At 73.2% G+C, this 15,381-nt stretch carries 20 protein-coding genes; 18 read left to right on the forward strand and 2 right to left on the reverse strand.

Annotated elements, in window-relative coordinates; translation table 11 throughout:
- Window positions 1-5 precede the first annotated feature (5 nt).
- From IEZ05_RS24190 to IEZ05_RS24265, 14 genes are all read left to right on the forward strand, one after another.
- On the forward strand, window positions 6-161 hold the full coding sequence (locus IEZ05_RS24190) for a hypothetical protein (RefSeq protein WP_189232332.1): 156 nt from the start codon (window positions 6-8) through the stop codon (window positions 159-161).
- Entirely contained in the window at window positions 158-976 is an 819-nt protein-coding gene (locus IEZ05_RS24195) for an exonuclease domain-containing protein (RefSeq protein WP_189232333.1), read from the forward strand. The genes IEZ05_RS24190 and IEZ05_RS24195 overlap by 4 nt, the downstream gene beginning before the upstream one ends.
- Window positions 973-1,437, forward strand: a complete 465-nt coding sequence (locus IEZ05_RS24200) for a phiSA1p31-related protein (protein ID WP_189232334.1) — start codon at window positions 973-975, stop codon at window positions 1,435-1,437. The genes IEZ05_RS24195 and IEZ05_RS24200 overlap by 4 nt, the downstream gene beginning before the upstream one ends.
- Window positions 1,434-2,066 (forward strand): RuvC family protein, encoded by a 633-nt coding sequence (locus IEZ05_RS24205; protein ID WP_189232335.1) that lies wholly within the window; start codon window positions 1,434-1,436, stop codon window positions 2,064-2,066. The genes IEZ05_RS24200 and IEZ05_RS24205 overlap by 4 nt, the downstream gene beginning before the upstream one ends.
- On the forward strand, window positions 2,063-3,262 hold the full coding sequence (locus IEZ05_RS36965; protein ID WP_308426956.1) for a DNA cytosine methyltransferase: 1,200 nt from the start codon (window positions 2,063-2,065) through the stop codon (window positions 3,260-3,262). The genes IEZ05_RS24205 and IEZ05_RS36965 overlap by 4 nt, the downstream gene beginning before the upstream one ends.
- Before the next feature lie 2 nt (window positions 3,263-3,264).
- Window positions 3,265-3,705, forward strand: coding sequence for a hypothetical protein (locus tag IEZ05_RS24225; RefSeq protein ID WP_189232338.1), 441 nt, complete (start codon window positions 3,265-3,267; stop codon window positions 3,703-3,705).
- On the forward strand, window positions 3,705-4,058 hold the full coding sequence (locus IEZ05_RS24230) for a hypothetical protein (RefSeq protein ID WP_189232339.1): 354 nt from the start codon (window positions 3,705-3,707) through the stop codon (window positions 4,056-4,058). The genes IEZ05_RS24225 and IEZ05_RS24230 overlap by 1 nt, the downstream gene beginning before the upstream one ends.
- Window positions 4,059-4,068: 10 nt before the next feature.
- Complete coding sequence (locus IEZ05_RS24235; protein WP_189232340.1) at window positions 4,069-4,827, forward strand: hypothetical protein; 759 nt, start codon at window positions 4,069-4,071, stop codon at window positions 4,825-4,827.
- Window positions 4,824-5,477, forward strand: coding sequence for a zinc finger domain-containing protein (locus IEZ05_RS24240; RefSeq protein WP_189232341.1), 654 nt, complete (start codon window positions 4,824-4,826; stop codon window positions 5,475-5,477). The genes IEZ05_RS24235 and IEZ05_RS24240 overlap by 4 nt, the downstream gene beginning before the upstream one ends.
- A complete protein-coding gene (locus IEZ05_RS24245) occupies window positions 5,474-5,689 on the forward strand; it encodes a hypothetical protein (protein WP_189232342.1) in 216 nt (71 codons plus the stop codon). Before IEZ05_RS24240 ends, IEZ05_RS24245 begins: the two co-directional genes overlap by 4 nt.
- Window positions 5,686-6,651, forward strand: coding sequence for a DNA-methyltransferase (locus tag IEZ05_RS24250; RefSeq protein ID WP_189232343.1), 966 nt, complete (start codon window positions 5,686-5,688; stop codon window positions 6,649-6,651). Before IEZ05_RS24245 ends, IEZ05_RS24250 begins: the two co-directional genes overlap by 4 nt.
- The gene (locus IEZ05_RS36455; protein WP_229869835.1) at window positions 6,648-7,223 is read left to right on the forward strand and encodes a hypothetical protein; all 576 of its coding nucleotides are present in this window, start codon (window positions 6,648-6,650) and stop codon (window positions 7,221-7,223) included. Before IEZ05_RS24250 ends, IEZ05_RS36455 begins: the two co-directional genes overlap by 4 nt.
- Complete coding sequence (locus IEZ05_RS36460) at window positions 7,220-7,828, forward strand: hypothetical protein (RefSeq protein WP_229869836.1); 609 nt, start codon at window positions 7,220-7,222, stop codon at window positions 7,826-7,828. The genes IEZ05_RS36455 and IEZ05_RS36460 overlap by 4 nt, the downstream gene beginning before the upstream one ends.
- Before the next feature lie 95 nt (window positions 7,829-7,923).
- A complete protein-coding gene (locus tag IEZ05_RS24265) occupies window positions 7,924-8,844 on the forward strand; it encodes a hypothetical protein (protein WP_189232344.1) in 921 nt (306 codons plus the stop codon).
- A 57-nt stretch (window positions 8,845-8,901) separates the two neighbouring features.
- On the opposite strand, the gene IEZ05_RS24270 is transcribed toward IEZ05_RS24265, so the two are convergent.
- A complete protein-coding gene (locus IEZ05_RS24270) occupies window positions 8,902-9,393 on the reverse strand; it encodes a GIY-YIG nuclease family protein (protein ID WP_189232345.1) in 492 nt (163 codons plus the stop codon).
- 24 nt (window positions 9,394-9,417) lie between these two features.
- Window positions 9,418-9,663 carry a hypothetical protein gene (locus tag IEZ05_RS24275; protein ID WP_189232346.1) on the reverse strand — a complete coding sequence of 82 codons (246 nt, stop codon included), beginning with the start codon at window positions 9,661-9,663 and terminating at the stop codon, window positions 9,418-9,420.
- A 184-nt stretch (window positions 9,664-9,847) separates the two neighbouring features.
- Between IEZ05_RS24275 and IEZ05_RS24280 the strand changes: the two genes are divergently transcribed.
- The 4 genes from IEZ05_RS24280 to IEZ05_RS24295 all read left to right on the forward strand — a co-directional run bounded on the left by IEZ05_RS24280 (window position 9,848) and on the right by IEZ05_RS24295 (window position 15,365).
- Window positions 9,848-11,068 carry a DUF2637 domain-containing protein gene (locus tag IEZ05_RS24280; RefSeq protein WP_229869837.1) on the forward strand — a complete coding sequence of 407 codons (1,221 nt, stop codon included), beginning with the start codon at window positions 9,848-9,850 and terminating at the stop codon, window positions 11,066-11,068.
- A gap of 114 nt (window positions 11,069-11,182) precedes the next feature.
- Complete coding sequence (locus tag IEZ05_RS24285; protein ID WP_189232347.1) at window positions 11,183-12,769, forward strand: hypothetical protein; 1,587 nt, start codon at window positions 11,183-11,185, stop codon at window positions 12,767-12,769.
- A 14-nt stretch (window positions 12,770-12,783) separates the two neighbouring features.
- Window positions 12,784-14,898, forward strand: coding sequence for a hypothetical protein (locus tag IEZ05_RS24290; protein WP_189232348.1), 2,115 nt, complete (start codon window positions 12,784-12,786; stop codon window positions 14,896-14,898).
- Complete coding sequence (locus tag IEZ05_RS24295; RefSeq protein ID WP_189232349.1) at window positions 14,895-15,365, forward strand: hypothetical protein; 471 nt, start codon at window positions 14,895-14,897, stop codon at window positions 15,363-15,365. Before IEZ05_RS24290 ends, IEZ05_RS24295 begins: the two co-directional genes overlap by 4 nt.
- Window positions 15,366-15,381 lie beyond the last annotated feature (16 nt).

Raw genomic sequence — 15,381 nt, forward strand, 5'->3', positions numbered from 1 at the left:
AGGACATGAACCCCACCCCGCACGTCACCCGCAACAGCCCCGAAGAGCGCGAGCGGGCCGCCATGCAGGTACTCGCGCACGCCACCGACCGCGACGACGCCCTCGACCTGCTCGCGCAGCTCGGGCTCGACGTCCCGCAGCGGAAGCAGGTGGCGGCATGACGTGGTACCTCGGGCGCCTGGCGGCGTTCGACACGGAGACGACCGGCGTCGACGTCGAGGCGGACCGGATCGTGACCGCCGCGGTGTACGGGCTCGGCGGCGGGCAGCCGGTCGAGCCGCACGACTGGATGATCGACCCCGGTATCGAGATCCCCGCCGAGGCGACGGCCGTTCACGGCATCACGACCGCCGAGGCGCAGACGAAGGGCGAGCCGGCCGCCGGGGCGGTCGACCACATCGCCGCCGTACTCGCCGGGTACGCCCGCGCCGGGGCGACGGTCGTCGGGCACAACATCGTCTATGACTTGACGCTGCTCGACCGTGAACTGCGCCGGTACGGGCTGTCGACGCTGCAGGCGCGGCTCGGGCTGCACCCGCTGCACGTCATCGACACGCGGGTGATCGACCAGCACGCCGACCCGTACCGGAAGCGGGTGTCTGACAAGCAGGGCGCGCGGCAGCTCATCACCCTCGCGCAGGTCTACGAACTGCCGTGGGACGACTCCGAGGCGCACGGCGCGTCGTACGACGCGCTGATCGCGGCCCGGGTCGCTCACCGGATCGGGACGCTCGCCCACACCCCGCGCAAGGAATGGCCCGACCGGATCCGGCAGGTGCGGCGCCCGCGGTACGGCGACTTCGCAGGGCTCACCGTCGCCGAGCTGCACGCCCGACAGATCGAACTCGCCGCCCAACAGGCCGAGGGCCTGCAGAAGCACTTCCGGAAGACCGACCCGAACGCCGTCGTCGACCCGTCGTGGCCGCTGCGCCCATACGAAGCGCCGGCCGCTGAACCCGAGGGGGCACCCGCATGAACAACCGTTTCCGTTTCGTCGACGCCGCCGAACACCCCGTCGTGCTGCTCATCGACACCGACGGCGGCGCCGAACTGCACGGCGACGACACCATGTGCCGGCTGCAGCTCGCCGCGATCCTGTCTGTCCTCGCCGGCCGGCTCGTCGCCGAGGCCACGGCCGAGACCTGCGCGCCGGTCGAGGCGCCGGGATGGTGGGAGCGTCCCGACGAACCGCTCATGCCGCAGGCCGGCACCCTCGACCGCGAGCGGCAGGTGTGGACCGACGGCACCGGGCACGCGTGGGATCTCACGGTGCCGTGGGCGGACGTGTACGGCGACACGTGGCGGTGGCACGGGCACCTCGACGGCGAGTCGGGCATGCCGGTGCTGCGCTGCGACCAGTGGCCGGGGGCGCACCCGCTCGACGTGCTGCGCGCCGGGCGGGGCCCGATCCGTCCGACTGTGGGCGGTGCGGCGTGACGTCGATTCCCGGGCTCATCGCTCCCGGCGAGCTCACGCTCGGCACCCACCCGTCGGCCCCGGCCGGGTTCCGCGTAATCGGCCTCGACCTGTCGATCACCTCGACCGGCGTATGCCGCTGCGACGGCTCGACGTTCCGGATCAAGACCCGGCTCAAGGACGGGCCGCGCCGGCAGAACATCATCCGCGACCGGCTCGCCGCCGAGGTCGCCGAGCAGCAGCCGCAGCTCGCGGTGATCGAGGACCTGCCGATGAACGCGAGCCGGATGAGCCTCACGAACCTCAAGAACATGGCCGGTCTGCACGGCGTCGTGTTGTCCGTGCTCGTCGACGCCGGGGTGCCCTGGGCGTACGTGAACGTGAAGACGCTCAAGTCGTTCGCCTGTGACAACGGCGCTGCGGGCAAGGCTGACATGGCGGCGGCCGCGCTGCTCGCCGACGGCGCCGAGTTCGTCGACGACAAGGGCGGCGATCAGGTCGACGCGTGGTGGCTGCGGGCGGCCGGTCACGACTGGTGCGGGGTGCCGCTGTTCACGATGCCGCAGGCGCAGCGCGACTACCTCTCGAAGGCGGATTGGCCGGACGCGTACGCGCAGCGGGCCGCGCTCGGTATGGGGGCCGCCGCATGATGACGCGTGCTGAGATCGTCGCGGTCCTCGACCGGGCCCTGCGGGAAGCCGGGAAGCGGCCGATCCTGCTCAACCTGTACTGCTGCCAGGGCGGAAGCGCCGCCGGGTACGAGGCGGCCGGGTTCTACGTGATCGGCGTGGACAACGCGCCGCAGCCGAAGTACCCGTACACGTTCGTCCTCGCCGACGCGCTGCAGTTCCTCGACGAGTTCGCCGAGTGGATCCGAGAGCACGTCGCGTTCGTCGACGCGTCGCCGCCCTGCCAGGCATTCACCCGCGCGTGGAAGATCCAGCAGCGCGAGCACCCGCGGCTGATCGCCCCGACGCGTGAGCTGATGCTTGCCACCGGCCGGCCGGGCGTGATCGAGAACGTCGAGGAAGCACGCGGCGAGCTGCTCGACCCGGTGCTGCTGTGCGGGGTCATGTTCGGGATGCAGACGTACCGGCACCGGCTGTTCGAGCCGCACGGCTGGACGCTCACCCCGCCCGCACACCCGAAGCACGAGGCGCCCCTCGCGAAGATGGGGCGCCCCGCGGGGCCCGGAGAGTTCCGGCACTACGTCGGCAACTTTTCGGGCGTCGACGCCGCACGGGCCGACATGCGGATGCCGTGGGCGTCTCGTGACGGCTGCGGGAGGCGGTGCCGCCGCAGTACACGGAGCTCATCGGGCGGCAGGCGCTCGCGCAGCTCGTCGGCAACGTCGAGGGGGTGCCCGCATGACCCGGCGCCGCGCCGCGGCGGGCGCCCCGACGATCCCCGGTACGGCCGTCACCCCGCCCCGGCCGTCCCTCGACGACACGATCCGCGCGACCGCCCGACCGGTGCCGCCGGCCCCCGGGCAGGGGGATCTCGTCGACCACTGGCGAGAGTGCGGCGCGCTCGACGACGACCAGGTCGACGCGCTCGGCGGCGAGCAGCCGTGACCGGGATCGGGCCGTCGATCGGCAACCCGCACCCCGGCTACGGGCTGCGGATCCGCTTGGACAACGCGAAGGCGAAGTCCCTCGCGAGCGGCGACTTCGCATGTCCCTGCGGGCACGCCGAGGACGCCGTCGGATACGCCGAGGTGCAGGCGCTCGCCGTCCGGTACGGGCGGCACCGCCGGGACGACTGCCCGATCCCCTCGATCCGTGCGGCGGGCGCCCGCGAGTACGCCGCCCTGCAGCACTCACTCAGCAAACGACGAAAGAAGTGATCATGCCCAAGCTGGACAAGGACGCCGCAGTAGAGGTCAAACTCGACAGCGCCGCCGCGATGCTCGAAGCGTCGCTGACCGAAGAGCAGCGCCGCGGACTGTTCGAGCACCCCGGGATGTGCGTCGTCGTGGTCGCCGAACTCCGGTCGGTCCAGTACACCGGCCACGCGCAGGACGAAGACAAGTCCCCGCAGGTCAAGTTGCGCATGTCCCTGGTCGAGGCCGCTCGCGACAACGAGCAGACGAAACTCGTGCTGGAAGTCATGCGGGCGATGATGCGGCGCCGGAAGATGGATCAGACCCTCGACGAGATCGGGCCCGGCGCGTCGGTCGTCGAGGACGCGGTCGCCGAGGCGCTCGCCGGTCACCCCACCGAAACCGAGTACGAGGCGCACGAGCAGCTCAAGCGCCGCCGTCGCGGATCCCGGGTCGAGCAGCACTGATGCCGTACGGCCCGAGCAGCAGTGGCAGCGCACGCCGCGTGCGCTGCCGCTGCGGCCGCACCGTACTGCGGCAGTTGGTCGGCAACCGTGCGGCGCTCGACGTGACCGCCGACACCGACCCGATGCCCGCTGCTCGGGCCGCCGCACTGCGCGAACCGAACCGGCTCGACTGGTGCACGAAGGTCACGAAGGCCGGAACGGTCCTGCTGTGGGCCGACTGCCACCGCCGCGCCGCCGACTGCAACCGGCCGCACGTCATCGACCACCAGTGCACCGCCCCCGCAACACCCGCGCGGCCCCGGCGCCGCACCCGTACAACCCCTGTCCCCGAGGGACAGCTCACCCTCGGATAAGGAGATCCCGATGCCATGGTTCGTCGTCGACGACTCGGCGCACATGCACCCGAAGCTGCTCGCGGCTACGAACGCCGGGCTCGGGCTGTGGCTGCGCTGCGGCTCGTACGCCGCGCAGCACCTGACCGACGGCATCGTGCCCGCGCACGTCGCGAAGATGTACGGCACGCCCGCGCAGATCAGGAAGTTGGTCGCGGCCGGGCTGTGGCACGAGCACGGCCACACCTGCCCGCACCCGAAGTGCGCGCAGCCGGCGCCGGGCGACTACTACATGCACGACTATCTCGACCCGTACAACCCGTCGCGTGCCGAGGTTGAGGCCCGACGCCGTCGGGAGGCGGAAAAGAAGCAGCGGTACCGCGGGAAGGCTGCCGCCGAGCAACTCCCCCTCGACGAGCCCGCCGACGACACCCCGCCCCCGCCGCGGCCGCGCCGCGACGACACGGGGCCGATCCCCGCCGACTGGCAGCCCACCGACGCCGACGTCGAGGCGGCGCAGCTCGCCCGCGCGGATGCCGGTCTGCCGCAGCTCAACCCGCAGCAACTCGACCAGGTCACGCGCCGGTTCGTGCGCCGCATGACCGACGACCAGGTGCGGGCGGCCGCGTGGGGCGGCCGCTGGCAGGGGTGGGCCGAACGCGAGCGGGTCGAGCAGCAGCCGGCGCCCGGCGGGACCGTCGTGCCGTTCGGCGCCGTCACCAAATCCCAGCAGCAGCGCGCCGGGCTCGACCGGCTGCGCAACCGCATGAACGGAGGTACCGCATCGTGATCGTCTCCGAGGTGATCGACCTACTCGAACGGATTGCGCTCGTCGATGACCGCGTCGTCAAGGCCGACGAGATCGAGCAAGAGGCGCAGGTGACCATGTGGGCCGCGGTACTCCGCGACGTGCCTCTGCAGTTCGCCGGACAGGCAGTCGGCGATCACTACGCCGCGAGCGCGTACCCGGTCATGCCGAAGGACATCGCCGAGCGGTGGCGCAGGCAAGTACGCGACCGGCTCGACCGGTCGACGGGCACGTTCGAGCCGGCGGATCACCCGTACATCGACCCGGACGACGACACCGGTAACGCGTTCGTGGCTGCGCTGCGCGGGCAGCGGGCGGAGATCGCCCACGGTGCTTCCGAGCCGGTCGGGCTGCGCGAGTTGCTGCCGCCGCCGGGTACCGATCTGCGCAGCCGCGTCGGTGTCCTGGTCCCTGCCAACGAGACGTTCCGCGCGGTGAAAGAAGAGCGGTACCCGCGGCGTGCCCGCCCGGCCGGGCCGCCCGAGCTGGCGGTGCACTGCCCGAAGTGCGGGGCGTCGGCGGGTCGGCCGTGTCGTCTGCCGCATAACGACCGGGCGATGAAGGAATGCCACCCGTCGCGGCGGGACGTGTGGCAGGCGCAGGGCGCCGCGACCGAGGGGGCCGCGTCGTGAAGATCTATGCCGACCCGCTGCTCGCCGAGACGGTGCCCGACGGCACGTTCGGCGGCGCCCGCCCCCGCCGCGGACAGCGCAAGCCCCGCCGCGGGCCCGACCCGAACGCGGCCCGGCACCTCGCCGAGCTCGCCGCCGAGGTCGCCGCATACGACGCCGCGAACCGTGCCCGCCGCAACACGCCCACGACCAGTGAACGGACCGCAGCATGAGCAACCCGACCGAGTACTACACCGACGACACTGTGACGCTGCTACTCGGCGACTCCCTCGAAGTGCTGCGCACCCTGCCCGACGGGGCGGTGAACTGCATCGTGACGTCGCCGCCGTACTACGGGCTGCGTGACTACGGCACCGACGGGCAGTACGGGCTCGAAGCGTCGCCGGCCGAGTACGTGGAAACGATGCGCGCGCTGTTCGCCGAGGCGCGGCGGGTGCTCGCGGATGACGGAACGCTGTGGCTCAACCTCGGCGACAGCTACGTGTGCAGCCCCAAGGGCAGCGAGTCTAAGACGAGCGGGCTCGTCGGGCGGAGCAACCACCTGACGACGCCAGCCGGGAGCGGCGGCAAGAACGGCGGCGGGCTCGCTGCCAAGCAGTTGCTCGGCATCCCCTGGCGTACTGCGTTCGCGATGCAGGACGACGGTTGGATACTCCGCAACGAGATCATTTGGCACAAGCCGAACGCGATGCCCGAGTCGGTGCGGGACCGGCTGTCGACCCGGCATGAGCATCTGTTCATGTTCTCGAAGTCGCCGCGCTACTGGTTCGACCTCGACGCGATCCGCGAGCCGCACACGGCACCCGAGCGAAAGGCAGGGGCGGGAGCATTCCGGGCCCGGGACCATAACCACAAGCGAACCGCGACGAGCACCTACACCGGTCCCGACGCCCGCGGACGCAACCCCGGTGACGTGTGGTGCGTCGCGACCCGCCCGTACCCCGCCGCACACTTCGCGGTGTTCCCCATCGACCTACCCCTGCGCTGCATCAAGGCCGGCTGCAAACCCGGCGGGACCGTCCTCGACCCGTTCAGCGGATCCGGCACTACCGGCGCCGCCGCGCGACAACTCGACCGCCGGTACATCGGCGTCGACCTGAACCCGGCGTATCACGAGCTCGCCCGCGAGCGGTTCGCGCAGGGCGCGTTCTTCTTCGAAAGCGAGGCATCATGACCGAGCAGCAGATGACCGCCGTCGAGGCGCTCGCCGCGTTCGCCCGCCGCCACGTCGACGACCAGGCCGCGCAGGCACTCGTCGACGCCGCCACCCTCGAACTCGCCGGCCGCACCGTGCCCCGGCCCGAGCAGCAGCTCGCGCCGCGCCGGTTCGTGCTGCGCCGCCACACCGACATATCCGGGGTGAGCGGCACCGGCGACGTCGCCGACGGTGTGCTGTGGCCCGACGGCACCGCCGCCATCCGGTGGCGCGGCGAACACCCGTCCACGGTGCACTGGGACCGGGGCCGCGTCTCCGTCGAGCACATCCACGGGCATCAGGGCGCGACCGAGATCGTATGGCTCGACCAGGACGACGAACCCGCGCCCGCCGCGGCGGCCGAGCCGGCGCCCGTGCCGCTGCAGGTGCGGCGCGTCGTCGAGCACGCCCTGCGCAAGCCGGTGCCGTGCCCGAGCTGCCGGCGCACGGTGACCTGCCGGTGCATCGCCGACCGCACCGACAGCCGGATCGACGCCGTACTCGCCGCGCTCGCCCCGTGGCTCGTCGACGACACCGGGTCGGCGGCGTGAGCACGCAGTACGACGAGCCGTACCTCAACGAGTACGACGACCAGGACGGCGGCGCGCTCACCGACGACGAACTCGCCGCCGCCATCGAATGGCTGCACGGCGGCCGCGACCCGCTCGTGTTCTACCCGACGCCGGTCACCCGCCGACGCAAACCGGACGCCGCCGGCCGCACCGTGGCCGACGTCCAGTACCGCCCCCGCACCGCCCGTAATCCACAGACTGTGAGTGACCCCGTGGACAACACCACCGCCCGCAACCCGATCGCCGGCATGTATCAGGCCGCGCTCGACGCCCTGCGCGCACACCCGAACTACGCCGACGCGATGGCCGCAGCGCTCGACGCGATCCGCGCGTGGCGGCACCTGCAGCCGCACACAGCCGCCGCCGACTTCGCGTCCCTCGACGCCGTGCTCGATGCTGCGGCGCTCTCCGCCGACGTGCCGCTGCCCCGGTACGAGCGGCCGGCGAGCCTGCCCGAGGCGGTCGCCGCTCACCGGGCGGTGATGGACGCCCGCCGGCAGGCGCTCGCCGCGACGCGGCTCGTGTGGGACGGCATCGAGGCGGCCGCGATCCGCGACATCGACCGGCACCTGCACGGCGCCTGACATGACGACGGGGCGCCCCCATGCCGGCCAGCATCCCGGGGCGCCCCACGCGGTGTGATCACCCTACGCCCCACGCACAACAGGAGCGCACTCCCATGCAGCACACCGCCCGCCCCCGCACCGCCCGCGACGACCTGCAGACGATCGTCGACCATTGGCAGCACCTGCGTGCCCTGATCGACACCACACAGACCGTCGACACGTGGCCGCCCAACCCCAGCAGCAGCCACGCCGACTACCTCGCCGCCCTCGACGACCAGGACGCCGCCGAAGTGTCGGCCGAGCAGCAGCTCGCCGCCGCCCTCGCCCACGCCCTCGACCACCCGCAGCAACTCGTCACCCGCCACGACGAGCACGGCCGCCCGCAGTACCGGTGCGCGCACTGCGACCACACCGGCGAGGGCATCCCGCACCCCGCCCGCGAGGACCGCGACCCGATGCAACTCGGCGAGCGGCCCGTGCCGATCCGGCTGCACGTCGCCGACGCGAGCCGCGCGATCGAAATCGCCCTCTGTTCGCTCGCCGACACCCTCGCCGCTCGCGATGCCCTCGACCCAGCCGACTGGCACGCCCGGGACCGGGCCGAGCGCACCGCGCCGAACGCCGCGAAGTGGCTGCAGGGCCGTCTGAGCGATGAGCCGTGCTGCACCGTCCACGACGCCGAGCAGCAGCAGATCGCCCGATACGCACGGGAGGCCGCCGACCGGCTCGACCGCGTCGTCGGACTGCGCCGCTCGACGGCCGTCCTGGGCATGCCGTGCCCATGGTGCGGCGGCGAACTCGTCGCGGACCTCGACGGCGACGTGATCGAGCGGGTGATGTGCGGAACGGGCCTGGTCGACTGCTCGGCGCCGGCGCCGTTCGACATCAGCCTGCGGGCGCGGGTGTGGTCGACGCCCGAGCAGCTCGTCGCGCTGCAGCGCGAGATCCATGAGGCGGCGCACCGACGGAAGCGGGCGGACGCGCGGGCGCGGCAGCGTGCCGCGGCTCGTGCCCGGCAGGACGCCGCGGCGTAAGTGGGCACGACGACGGCCCCCGTCCACTCGGGCGGGGGTCGCTGTCGTGCTGCTCGGCTAGATCGGTCGTGCCTGCGCGAAGTACCGTTCCACGTCCTCGATGGCGTACCGCTTGCCCCGGTGTCCGTTGAGCTGCGCCGGGAAGTCCGACCGGGCCACCAGCGGGCGCAGCGTGTCGGGGCTGATGCGGAACCGGCGGGCGATCTCCGTCAATGAGTACGTGCCCGGCACGGCCGGGGTGATCTCGCGGCGAGGCAGCGCCGCGTGCACCTGATTGAACTCGGGCCGATCGGCCCTGATCGCTTCCTGCTCTTCGGCTGCTGCGAGCTCGCGCGACGGGTACCACAGCACGACATACCGGTGAGCGCGCGTGCGCCACCACCCCTTATCGCCCTTGTGCTCACGGAAGCGAGCCGCGATATCCCGGGTGATCCCGACGTACAGCAGTCCGCCGGCGTCGTCGTATATGCGGTACACCGCGGTCTCTGGTGACTCGCGGCGGTCGAGGTCGGAGAGCAGTCCACTCTCGGCCCTGGTCGGTGTGGCCATCGGTACCTCTCAACGAGGCAGCGGCTACTCGGGGTCGGCCGGCCGCGCGGGGCGGGCCGGACCGCGGCCGGGTCGCTTGCTGCGAGTTCGGAAGTAGCCGACGAGCCGTTCGTAATGGAGCAGCCGGGCGCCCGCTACGTGCTCGTAATCGGACTCGCCGAACGGCCACTCAGGATCGGTGCGCGCGAGTTTCCGAAGACCTTCGGCGCTCATGCTGCGCACGATCCCGTCGGCCGTCAGACGCTCGGCTGCCTGGGTGAACGACAGCATGGTGCGCGGTTCTCCCTGGGTCGACTCGCCGGGGGGCATGGCGCCATCCTTCCTTAATAGTTGCGACCGACGCAACTATTCACCTACGCTCGCACTGCACAACGGGAAGCCCCGGTCAGCGCTGGCAGGCCAAACGACCGGGGCAGACCGTGCCCCGCAGCCGCGACGCCGAGAGGTCCGATCCGTGCGTGATGGTACTGGCGAGTCGATCACCCCGCCTACGGGCAGCGACCGCCCCAAGCTCACCCCCCTACAGCGCCGACTGATCGGCGGTGTCGCCGCTGGCGGCGCCGTGATCGCCGTGATCGGTTTCATCGGCTCATACGCCGCCGTGCGCACCCTCGCCGAGCAGAAGCACTTCGGCCGGTTCGCCGTCCTGTTCCCGTTGGGCCTCGACGCCGGCATTCTCGTGCTGCTCGCCCTCGACCTGTTGCTGACGTGGCTGCGCATGCCGCTGCCGCTGCTGCGTCACATCGCGTGGCTGCTCACCGCCGCAACGATCGCGTTCAACGGGGCTGCCGCGTGGGGTGATCCGCTCGGCGTCGGCATGCACGCCGTGATTCCGGTCCTGTTCGTCGCCGTCGTTGAGGCGGCCCGGCACGCGATCGGCACCGCGGCGGACATCAGCGCCGCCCGGCATATGGAGTCGGTACGCCTGTCGCGGTGGCTGCTCGCGCCGGTGCGCACGTTCCTGCTGTGGCGGCGTATGAAGCTGTGGGAGCTGCGTTCGTACGACGCGGTGATCGCATTGGAGCAGCAGAGGCTCGTCGAGCGGCTGCGGCTGCGCGCCGCGTATGGCCGCCGGTGGCGGCGTAAGGCTCCGGTCGACGTCATGATCGGGTACCGGATGATGCGCTACGGGCGCCCTCTCGCCCCGATCGAGGGCGTGGTCGAGGACGCCCCCGCCCCGACCGCCCCGGCCGAGCAGCCGGCGGTCGCCCCCGCCCCGCAGGGCGCCCCGGCGCTGCCCGCCCCGCCCCCGGCCGCCCCCGCCCCGGTCGCCCCGACCCGCCCCGCCCCGGAACCCGAGGGCGCCCCGGCTGCCCCCGCCCCGACTGTGCAGGGCGCCCCCGAGCAGCCCGCCCTCGACGACCAGGGCGACACCCCGACGACCGAGGGCGCCCCAACCGAGGGCGAGCGCCCCGCCGAGAACGACGCCCCGCGCGACGAGCAGCGGCCCCCGACCCGCGCCGAAGTGAAGGCCAAGATCCGCGCCCTGTACGACGAGCTCGACGCCCGGCCGGGCGAGGGCGTGATCGTGAAGCTGCTCGAAGACGAGCACCGGCGCGGCTACCCGTACAAGTCCCGCCGGCACGCGCAGGCACTGCGGGCCGAGATCGAGGCCGGCGAGCCGGCGCTGCTCGAACGCGGCACGGACAACGTCCGCGCGCTCACCGGCTCGTGACTGTGACTGTGACCGCGACTGCAGTCACAGCCCGCCCGCACCCCCTCCCACCCGCACAGACACCCCCGCACACCCCCCGATCACACCGACTGCAGTCGCAGTGAAGGAGTCACGGTGTCCCACACCGACGCACCGCCCGCACCCGCTGCGGACCCGGTCACCACACCCGAGGAAATGCCGCCCGTACCCGGCTGGGACGACGACGAGCCCGTCGTCGACGAGCCCGAGCAGACCGACCAGACTGACGACACCGCCGACGACGAGCCGCAGCCACGGCGCCGCCGCCGTACTGGTGCGCCGATCGAACCGCTCGTGATCGGCGCGACGAACACCACCGTGATCGGCGCGACCGCCGCGTATCAGGCGGCCGGCCCGTTCGGGCTCGCCGCCGCGGGTGCGACCGCTGTTGCCCTCGCGGCGGGCACGGTCGTGCAGCGCCGCCGCACCGTCCGCTCGCGTACGACGGCCGCCGCGGGGCGCCCCCGCTCCGGGGCGACCGGCTCGCCCTGGGGGCGTACCCGGGGCGGGGCGGCCGGTGGCGGGGCGGGGCGGGGCGCAGCCTCGGGGCGCGGCTCGGGGCGGGGCGGGGCGCAGACCCGGGGCGGGGCGGGGCGCCGGGGCGGATCCCGCGGGGCGGCCGCCGGGGCGCAGGGCGGGGCGGCGCCCCGTAGCCCGGGGCGTACCCGGCGGGGCGCCCTCGCATCGCTCATGGGGCGGGGCGCCGCAAGTGGACTCGCGCCCCGCGCCAACACCCCCCGGGGTGCGGGGCGTCACCGCCGCCGCGGGCAGGGCGGCACGACGCCCTCGGCGGCGAACGGGGCGCAGCGCACGCCCCGCCGGGACCGCAACCGGGGCGCCCGCCCCGGATGGGTGCGCCCCGCCGCGAGCGCTGCCCGTCGGGGCATGGCTGGCGCGGGGCGGGCGACCGGCCGCACCGTCCGGGCCGCGGGGCGGGGTATCGCGGCCGCCGTCCGGCACACCGCGCGGGCGGGGCGCCGCGGTGTCGTGTCGCCGGTCGCTGCCGCATGGCGGCGTACCGCGAACGCCCGCCGGGCCGCCGCCCGCGGGACCGGCCGTGCCGCGGGCGCCGTGTGGGACGGCGCACTCGCCGGGCTCGCCGGGCTCGGCTCGGCGGTGTGGCACCGCGGTGTCCGCGCCGGGCTGCGCACGCTCGTCGCCGTGTGGCGGCGTCGCCGTAACCGTCGCGTCGAGCAGCGCACCGCGCGCGGCCCGGCGATGACCGGCCCCGAGATCGCGTCGACGCCGGCGCCGGTCGCCACCACTGTTCGCCGCCCGGCATCCGCCGGCGGCTCACCCTCGACTCATGGAGGCACCACCATGTCCGGTGGACACCACTTCCTTGCGCCCGCGATGGAAATGGAGCGCATCGCGGCGACGTACACGCCCGAGGGCATGATGCAGGTCGGCCGCGACTTCGCTGCCCTGCCCGACGCCCTCGAGCACGTCGCGAACGCGATGCGGATCACCACCGCCCGCGCCGACCAGGAGCAGCCCCTCGACCCGCGGATCGTCGAGCTGATGCAGAACATCTACAACCTGCAGATCCGTGCCGCCGAGCTCGCCCGCGAACTGCCCGGCGCCTTCCGGCAGCTGCACGCCGTCGACATCGAGCGGCTGCAGAACCAGCGGGCGAACGAGCGCGAGTGGGACGTGCGCGCGAACGCCGACACGAGCCTGTGAGAGGACGACGCACTGTGCAGATCGATTGGGAGTCCGGGCACGGCCCGTACACCGCCCCGATCAGCGCCGCCGGATCCGCGCTCGCCGTGTCCTATGCGGCGGCCGCGGCCGGTGTCGCCCCGTGGTGGGGTGCCGCCGTCGCCGCTGCCGGTCTCGGCGGCTCGTACATCACGGGCCACCGGGCCGGTATCGGCCGCGGCGACCTGGTACTGCGCGCCGCCGCATGGCTCGGCGCGGGCGGCTGGTGCTCATGGGCGATGACGGTCGGGCCGTGGTCGGGAGAGCGGCTCGCCGCGCTCGGCGCCGGGGCGGTCGCGCTCGGCGCCGCCATGGCCGGCAACCGTGCCGCCCGGCGGCGGCGTGACGCTGCACAGACGGCGGAGGCTGCGGCCGTGGCGCACTCGACGCTGCAGCGCCGCTACCGGGCGCTCGCCGACGAGTGGCAGGCTCGTTTCGACCGGGTCGCCGGGCTCGACGGGGTGCAGGTCGTCGCCGTCGAGATGTGGGACACGGGTAGCGGGTTCACCCTCGAAGGCAGGTTGCCCGAGGGCGGCTACACGTGGCGGCACGTGCAGCGCGTCGCCGACGGGCTCGCCGGTGACGCCCGGCTGCCGCAGGGCTGCACCGTCGAGATCACGGAGGGCGCCGACCGCGGCTCATTCCTCGCGAACGTCGAGACCCGCAATCAGGTGATCGCGGGCGAGCCGAAGATGTACCCCGACGACTACACGCCACTGTCGTACAACGACGGCCTACCGATGGGTGTCTACCGCGACGGCAGCGTGTGCGCCCCGGTCTGCCGGCAGCTCACCGGTATCGCGACCGGCCGCCGCGGTTCGGGTAAGTCGAACCTGATGCACGTACAGATCGCCGGCCAAGTACGCATGGTCGACGCGCTTGTGTGGGTGATCGACCTCAACGGCGGCGGGCTCGCCCTGCCGTGGCTGCGCGCATGGCACCGCGCCGGGCGCCCCGGCCGGCCGCCGATCGACTGGGTCGCCGACACCCCTGAGAAGGTCCTCTCACTCGCCGAGGCACTGCTGCGGATCTCGATCGCCCGCAAGCCCGGATACGCCGACCTGATGATCGAGCACAACGACGACAAAATCCCGGTGTCGCCCGAGGTGCCCGCGATCATCACGAACGCCGACGAGATCGCCGAGCTGTACTCCGCGAAGGCACGGAAGAACCCGACGCTGAAGCGCGCCGGCGAGAAGTTGTTGCACGTCGTCGAACTCGCCCGCGCCGTCGCCGCGAACCTGATGGCGAGTGCACTGCGGGCCACGGGTGACGTCCTCGAAGAGCCGCAACTCGTCGTGCAGTCCGGGCTCAAGATCGCCATGAAGTCGGACGAGCGGGAGCTGAACTACCTCATGGGGTGGGGCGACCGGCTGAAGCCCGAGGACATGCCCGAGCCGGGCACGGGCGCTGTGAAGGTGCTCGACGAGCCGGCCCGCGCGTTCCAGGCGTACCGGATCACCCCCGCCGAGATCGCGAAGATCGTCGTCGCGACCGCCGACTACCGGCCCGAGCTCGACGAGTTGTCTCGCCGCGCCGCCGGCGAAGCGTACGAGCGCCGGTGGGAGAACACCGACCACCTGTTCGGCCTCGCCCCCGCCCCGGTCGTCACGGCCGAGCCCGAGCCGGCCGCCGAGCGGCCCGTGCGCGAGGGATGGACCGACCCGACCGCCGGATGGGGCAAGCCCGCCGCGGCGGCCGCCCCGCCGGCCGCTGCCGACGACGCGATCGCCGACGCCGACGCCGCGGTGCGCCGCATCCGAGGCGAGATCGACGAGACGACGAGCCGCGACCCCGAGCTCGAAGCGCGCGCCCGCGAGATTTTCGAGCATGGCGGGCTCGCCTACACCCCGCCCCCGGCCGAGGACGTCGACCAGGTGCAGCCGAGCAGCGACCCGCGATACCCGCTCGTGTTCGAAATCGTCACCAAGTCCGGCCCGGCCGGGATCGGACCCGAGGCGATCCGCGACGTGATTGCGCAACGGCACCCCGACGTCGAGGTACCGCACGCCGCGACGATCGGCCGGTGGCTCGGCGCCGACCCGCGCGTGCACCGCCCCCGGTTCGGCCGCTACGCGCTGCGCCCCACGAACGGAGACACCACCGCATGACGTACCAACCGGTCGCCCGCCCCGCCGAGTTCGCCCCGCACGTCGTCTACCCGCACGCTGTCGTCTCCGCCGCCGAGCAGCCGCTCGCGCCCGCACCGCCGCCCGGCATGCGCGTGATCGGGTACGTCCGCGTCGACGGCATGCTGCACCCGCAGTACGGGCCGCTGCACGAGCCGCTCGAGCCCGCGCCGCCGCCGGCCCCGGCCGGGCTCGACCCGCAGGCGCAGCGCACCGCCGCGAAGGGCGTGCTCGCCGCCGGGGCGGGCATCGGCGCGTACTTCGGTATGCAGGCGCTGCAGATACTCGTCGACTCGCTCGTGCAGCTGCTCACCGCCGCCGCGGTGTGCGCGGTCGCGCGGGCCGTGGTCCCGTCCGGCCGCCGCAGTGCGCGGCAGGGCACGACGTACATCACGAACAACCGCGGCGCGTTCGCCGGCTGGAAGTCGCAGAACGGGCCCCGGAAGTAGAACGGCAAGAGAGGAT

This window comes from Streptomyces flaveolus, assembly GCF_014648815.1.
Lineage (GTDB): Bacteria > Actinomycetota > Actinomycetes > Streptomycetales > Streptomycetaceae > Streptomyces > Streptomyces flaveolus.

Bases quoted from the DNA above. Each gene is read 5' to 3' on its own strand.
- IEZ05_RS24230 (WP_189232339.1), top strand. From the start codon at position 3,705: ATGCCGTACGGCCCGAGCAGCAGTGGCAGCGCACGCCGCGTGCGCTGC.
- IEZ05_RS24265 (WP_189232344.1), top strand. From the start codon at position 7,924: ATGCAGCACACCGCCCGCCCCCGCACCGCCCGCGACGACCTGCAGACG.
- IEZ05_RS36965 (WP_308426956.1), top strand. From the start codon at position 2,063: ATGATGACGCGTGCTGAGATCGTCGCGGTCCTCGACCGGGCCCTGCGG.
- IEZ05_RS24195 (WP_189232333.1), top strand. From the start codon at position 158: ATGACGTGGTACCTCGGGCGCCTGGCGGCGTTCGACACGGAGACGACC.
- IEZ05_RS24225 (WP_189232338.1), top strand. From the start codon at position 3,265: ATGCCCAAGCTGGACAAGGACGCCGCAGTAGAGGTCAAACTCGACAGC.
- IEZ05_RS24250 (WP_189232343.1), top strand. From the start codon at position 5,686: ATGAGCAACCCGACCGAGTACTACACCGACGACACTGTGACGCTGCTA.
- IEZ05_RS24295 (WP_189232349.1), top strand. From the start codon at position 14,895: ATGACGTACCAACCGGTCGCCCGCCCCGCCGAGTTCGCCCCGCACGTC.
- IEZ05_RS24270 (WP_189232345.1), bottom strand. From the start codon at position 9,393: ATGGCCACACCGACCAGGGCCGAGAGTGGACTGCTCTCCGACCTCGAC.
- IEZ05_RS36455 (WP_229869835.1), top strand. From the start codon at position 6,648: ATGACCGAGCAGCAGATGACCGCCGTCGAGGCGCTCGCCGCGTTCGCC.
- IEZ05_RS24275 (WP_189232346.1), bottom strand. From the start codon at position 9,663: ATGCTGTCGTTCACCCAGGCAGCCGAGCGTCTGACGGCCGACGGGATC.
- IEZ05_RS24200 (WP_189232334.1), top strand. From the start codon at position 973: ATGAACAACCGTTTCCGTTTCGTCGACGCCGCCGAACACCCCGTCGTG.
- IEZ05_RS24235 (WP_189232340.1), top strand. From the start codon at position 4,069: ATGCCATGGTTCGTCGTCGACGACTCGGCGCACATGCACCCGAAGCTG.
- IEZ05_RS24190 (WP_189232332.1), top strand. From the start codon at position 6: ATGAACCCCACCCCGCACGTCACCCGCAACAGCCCCGAAGAGCGCGAG.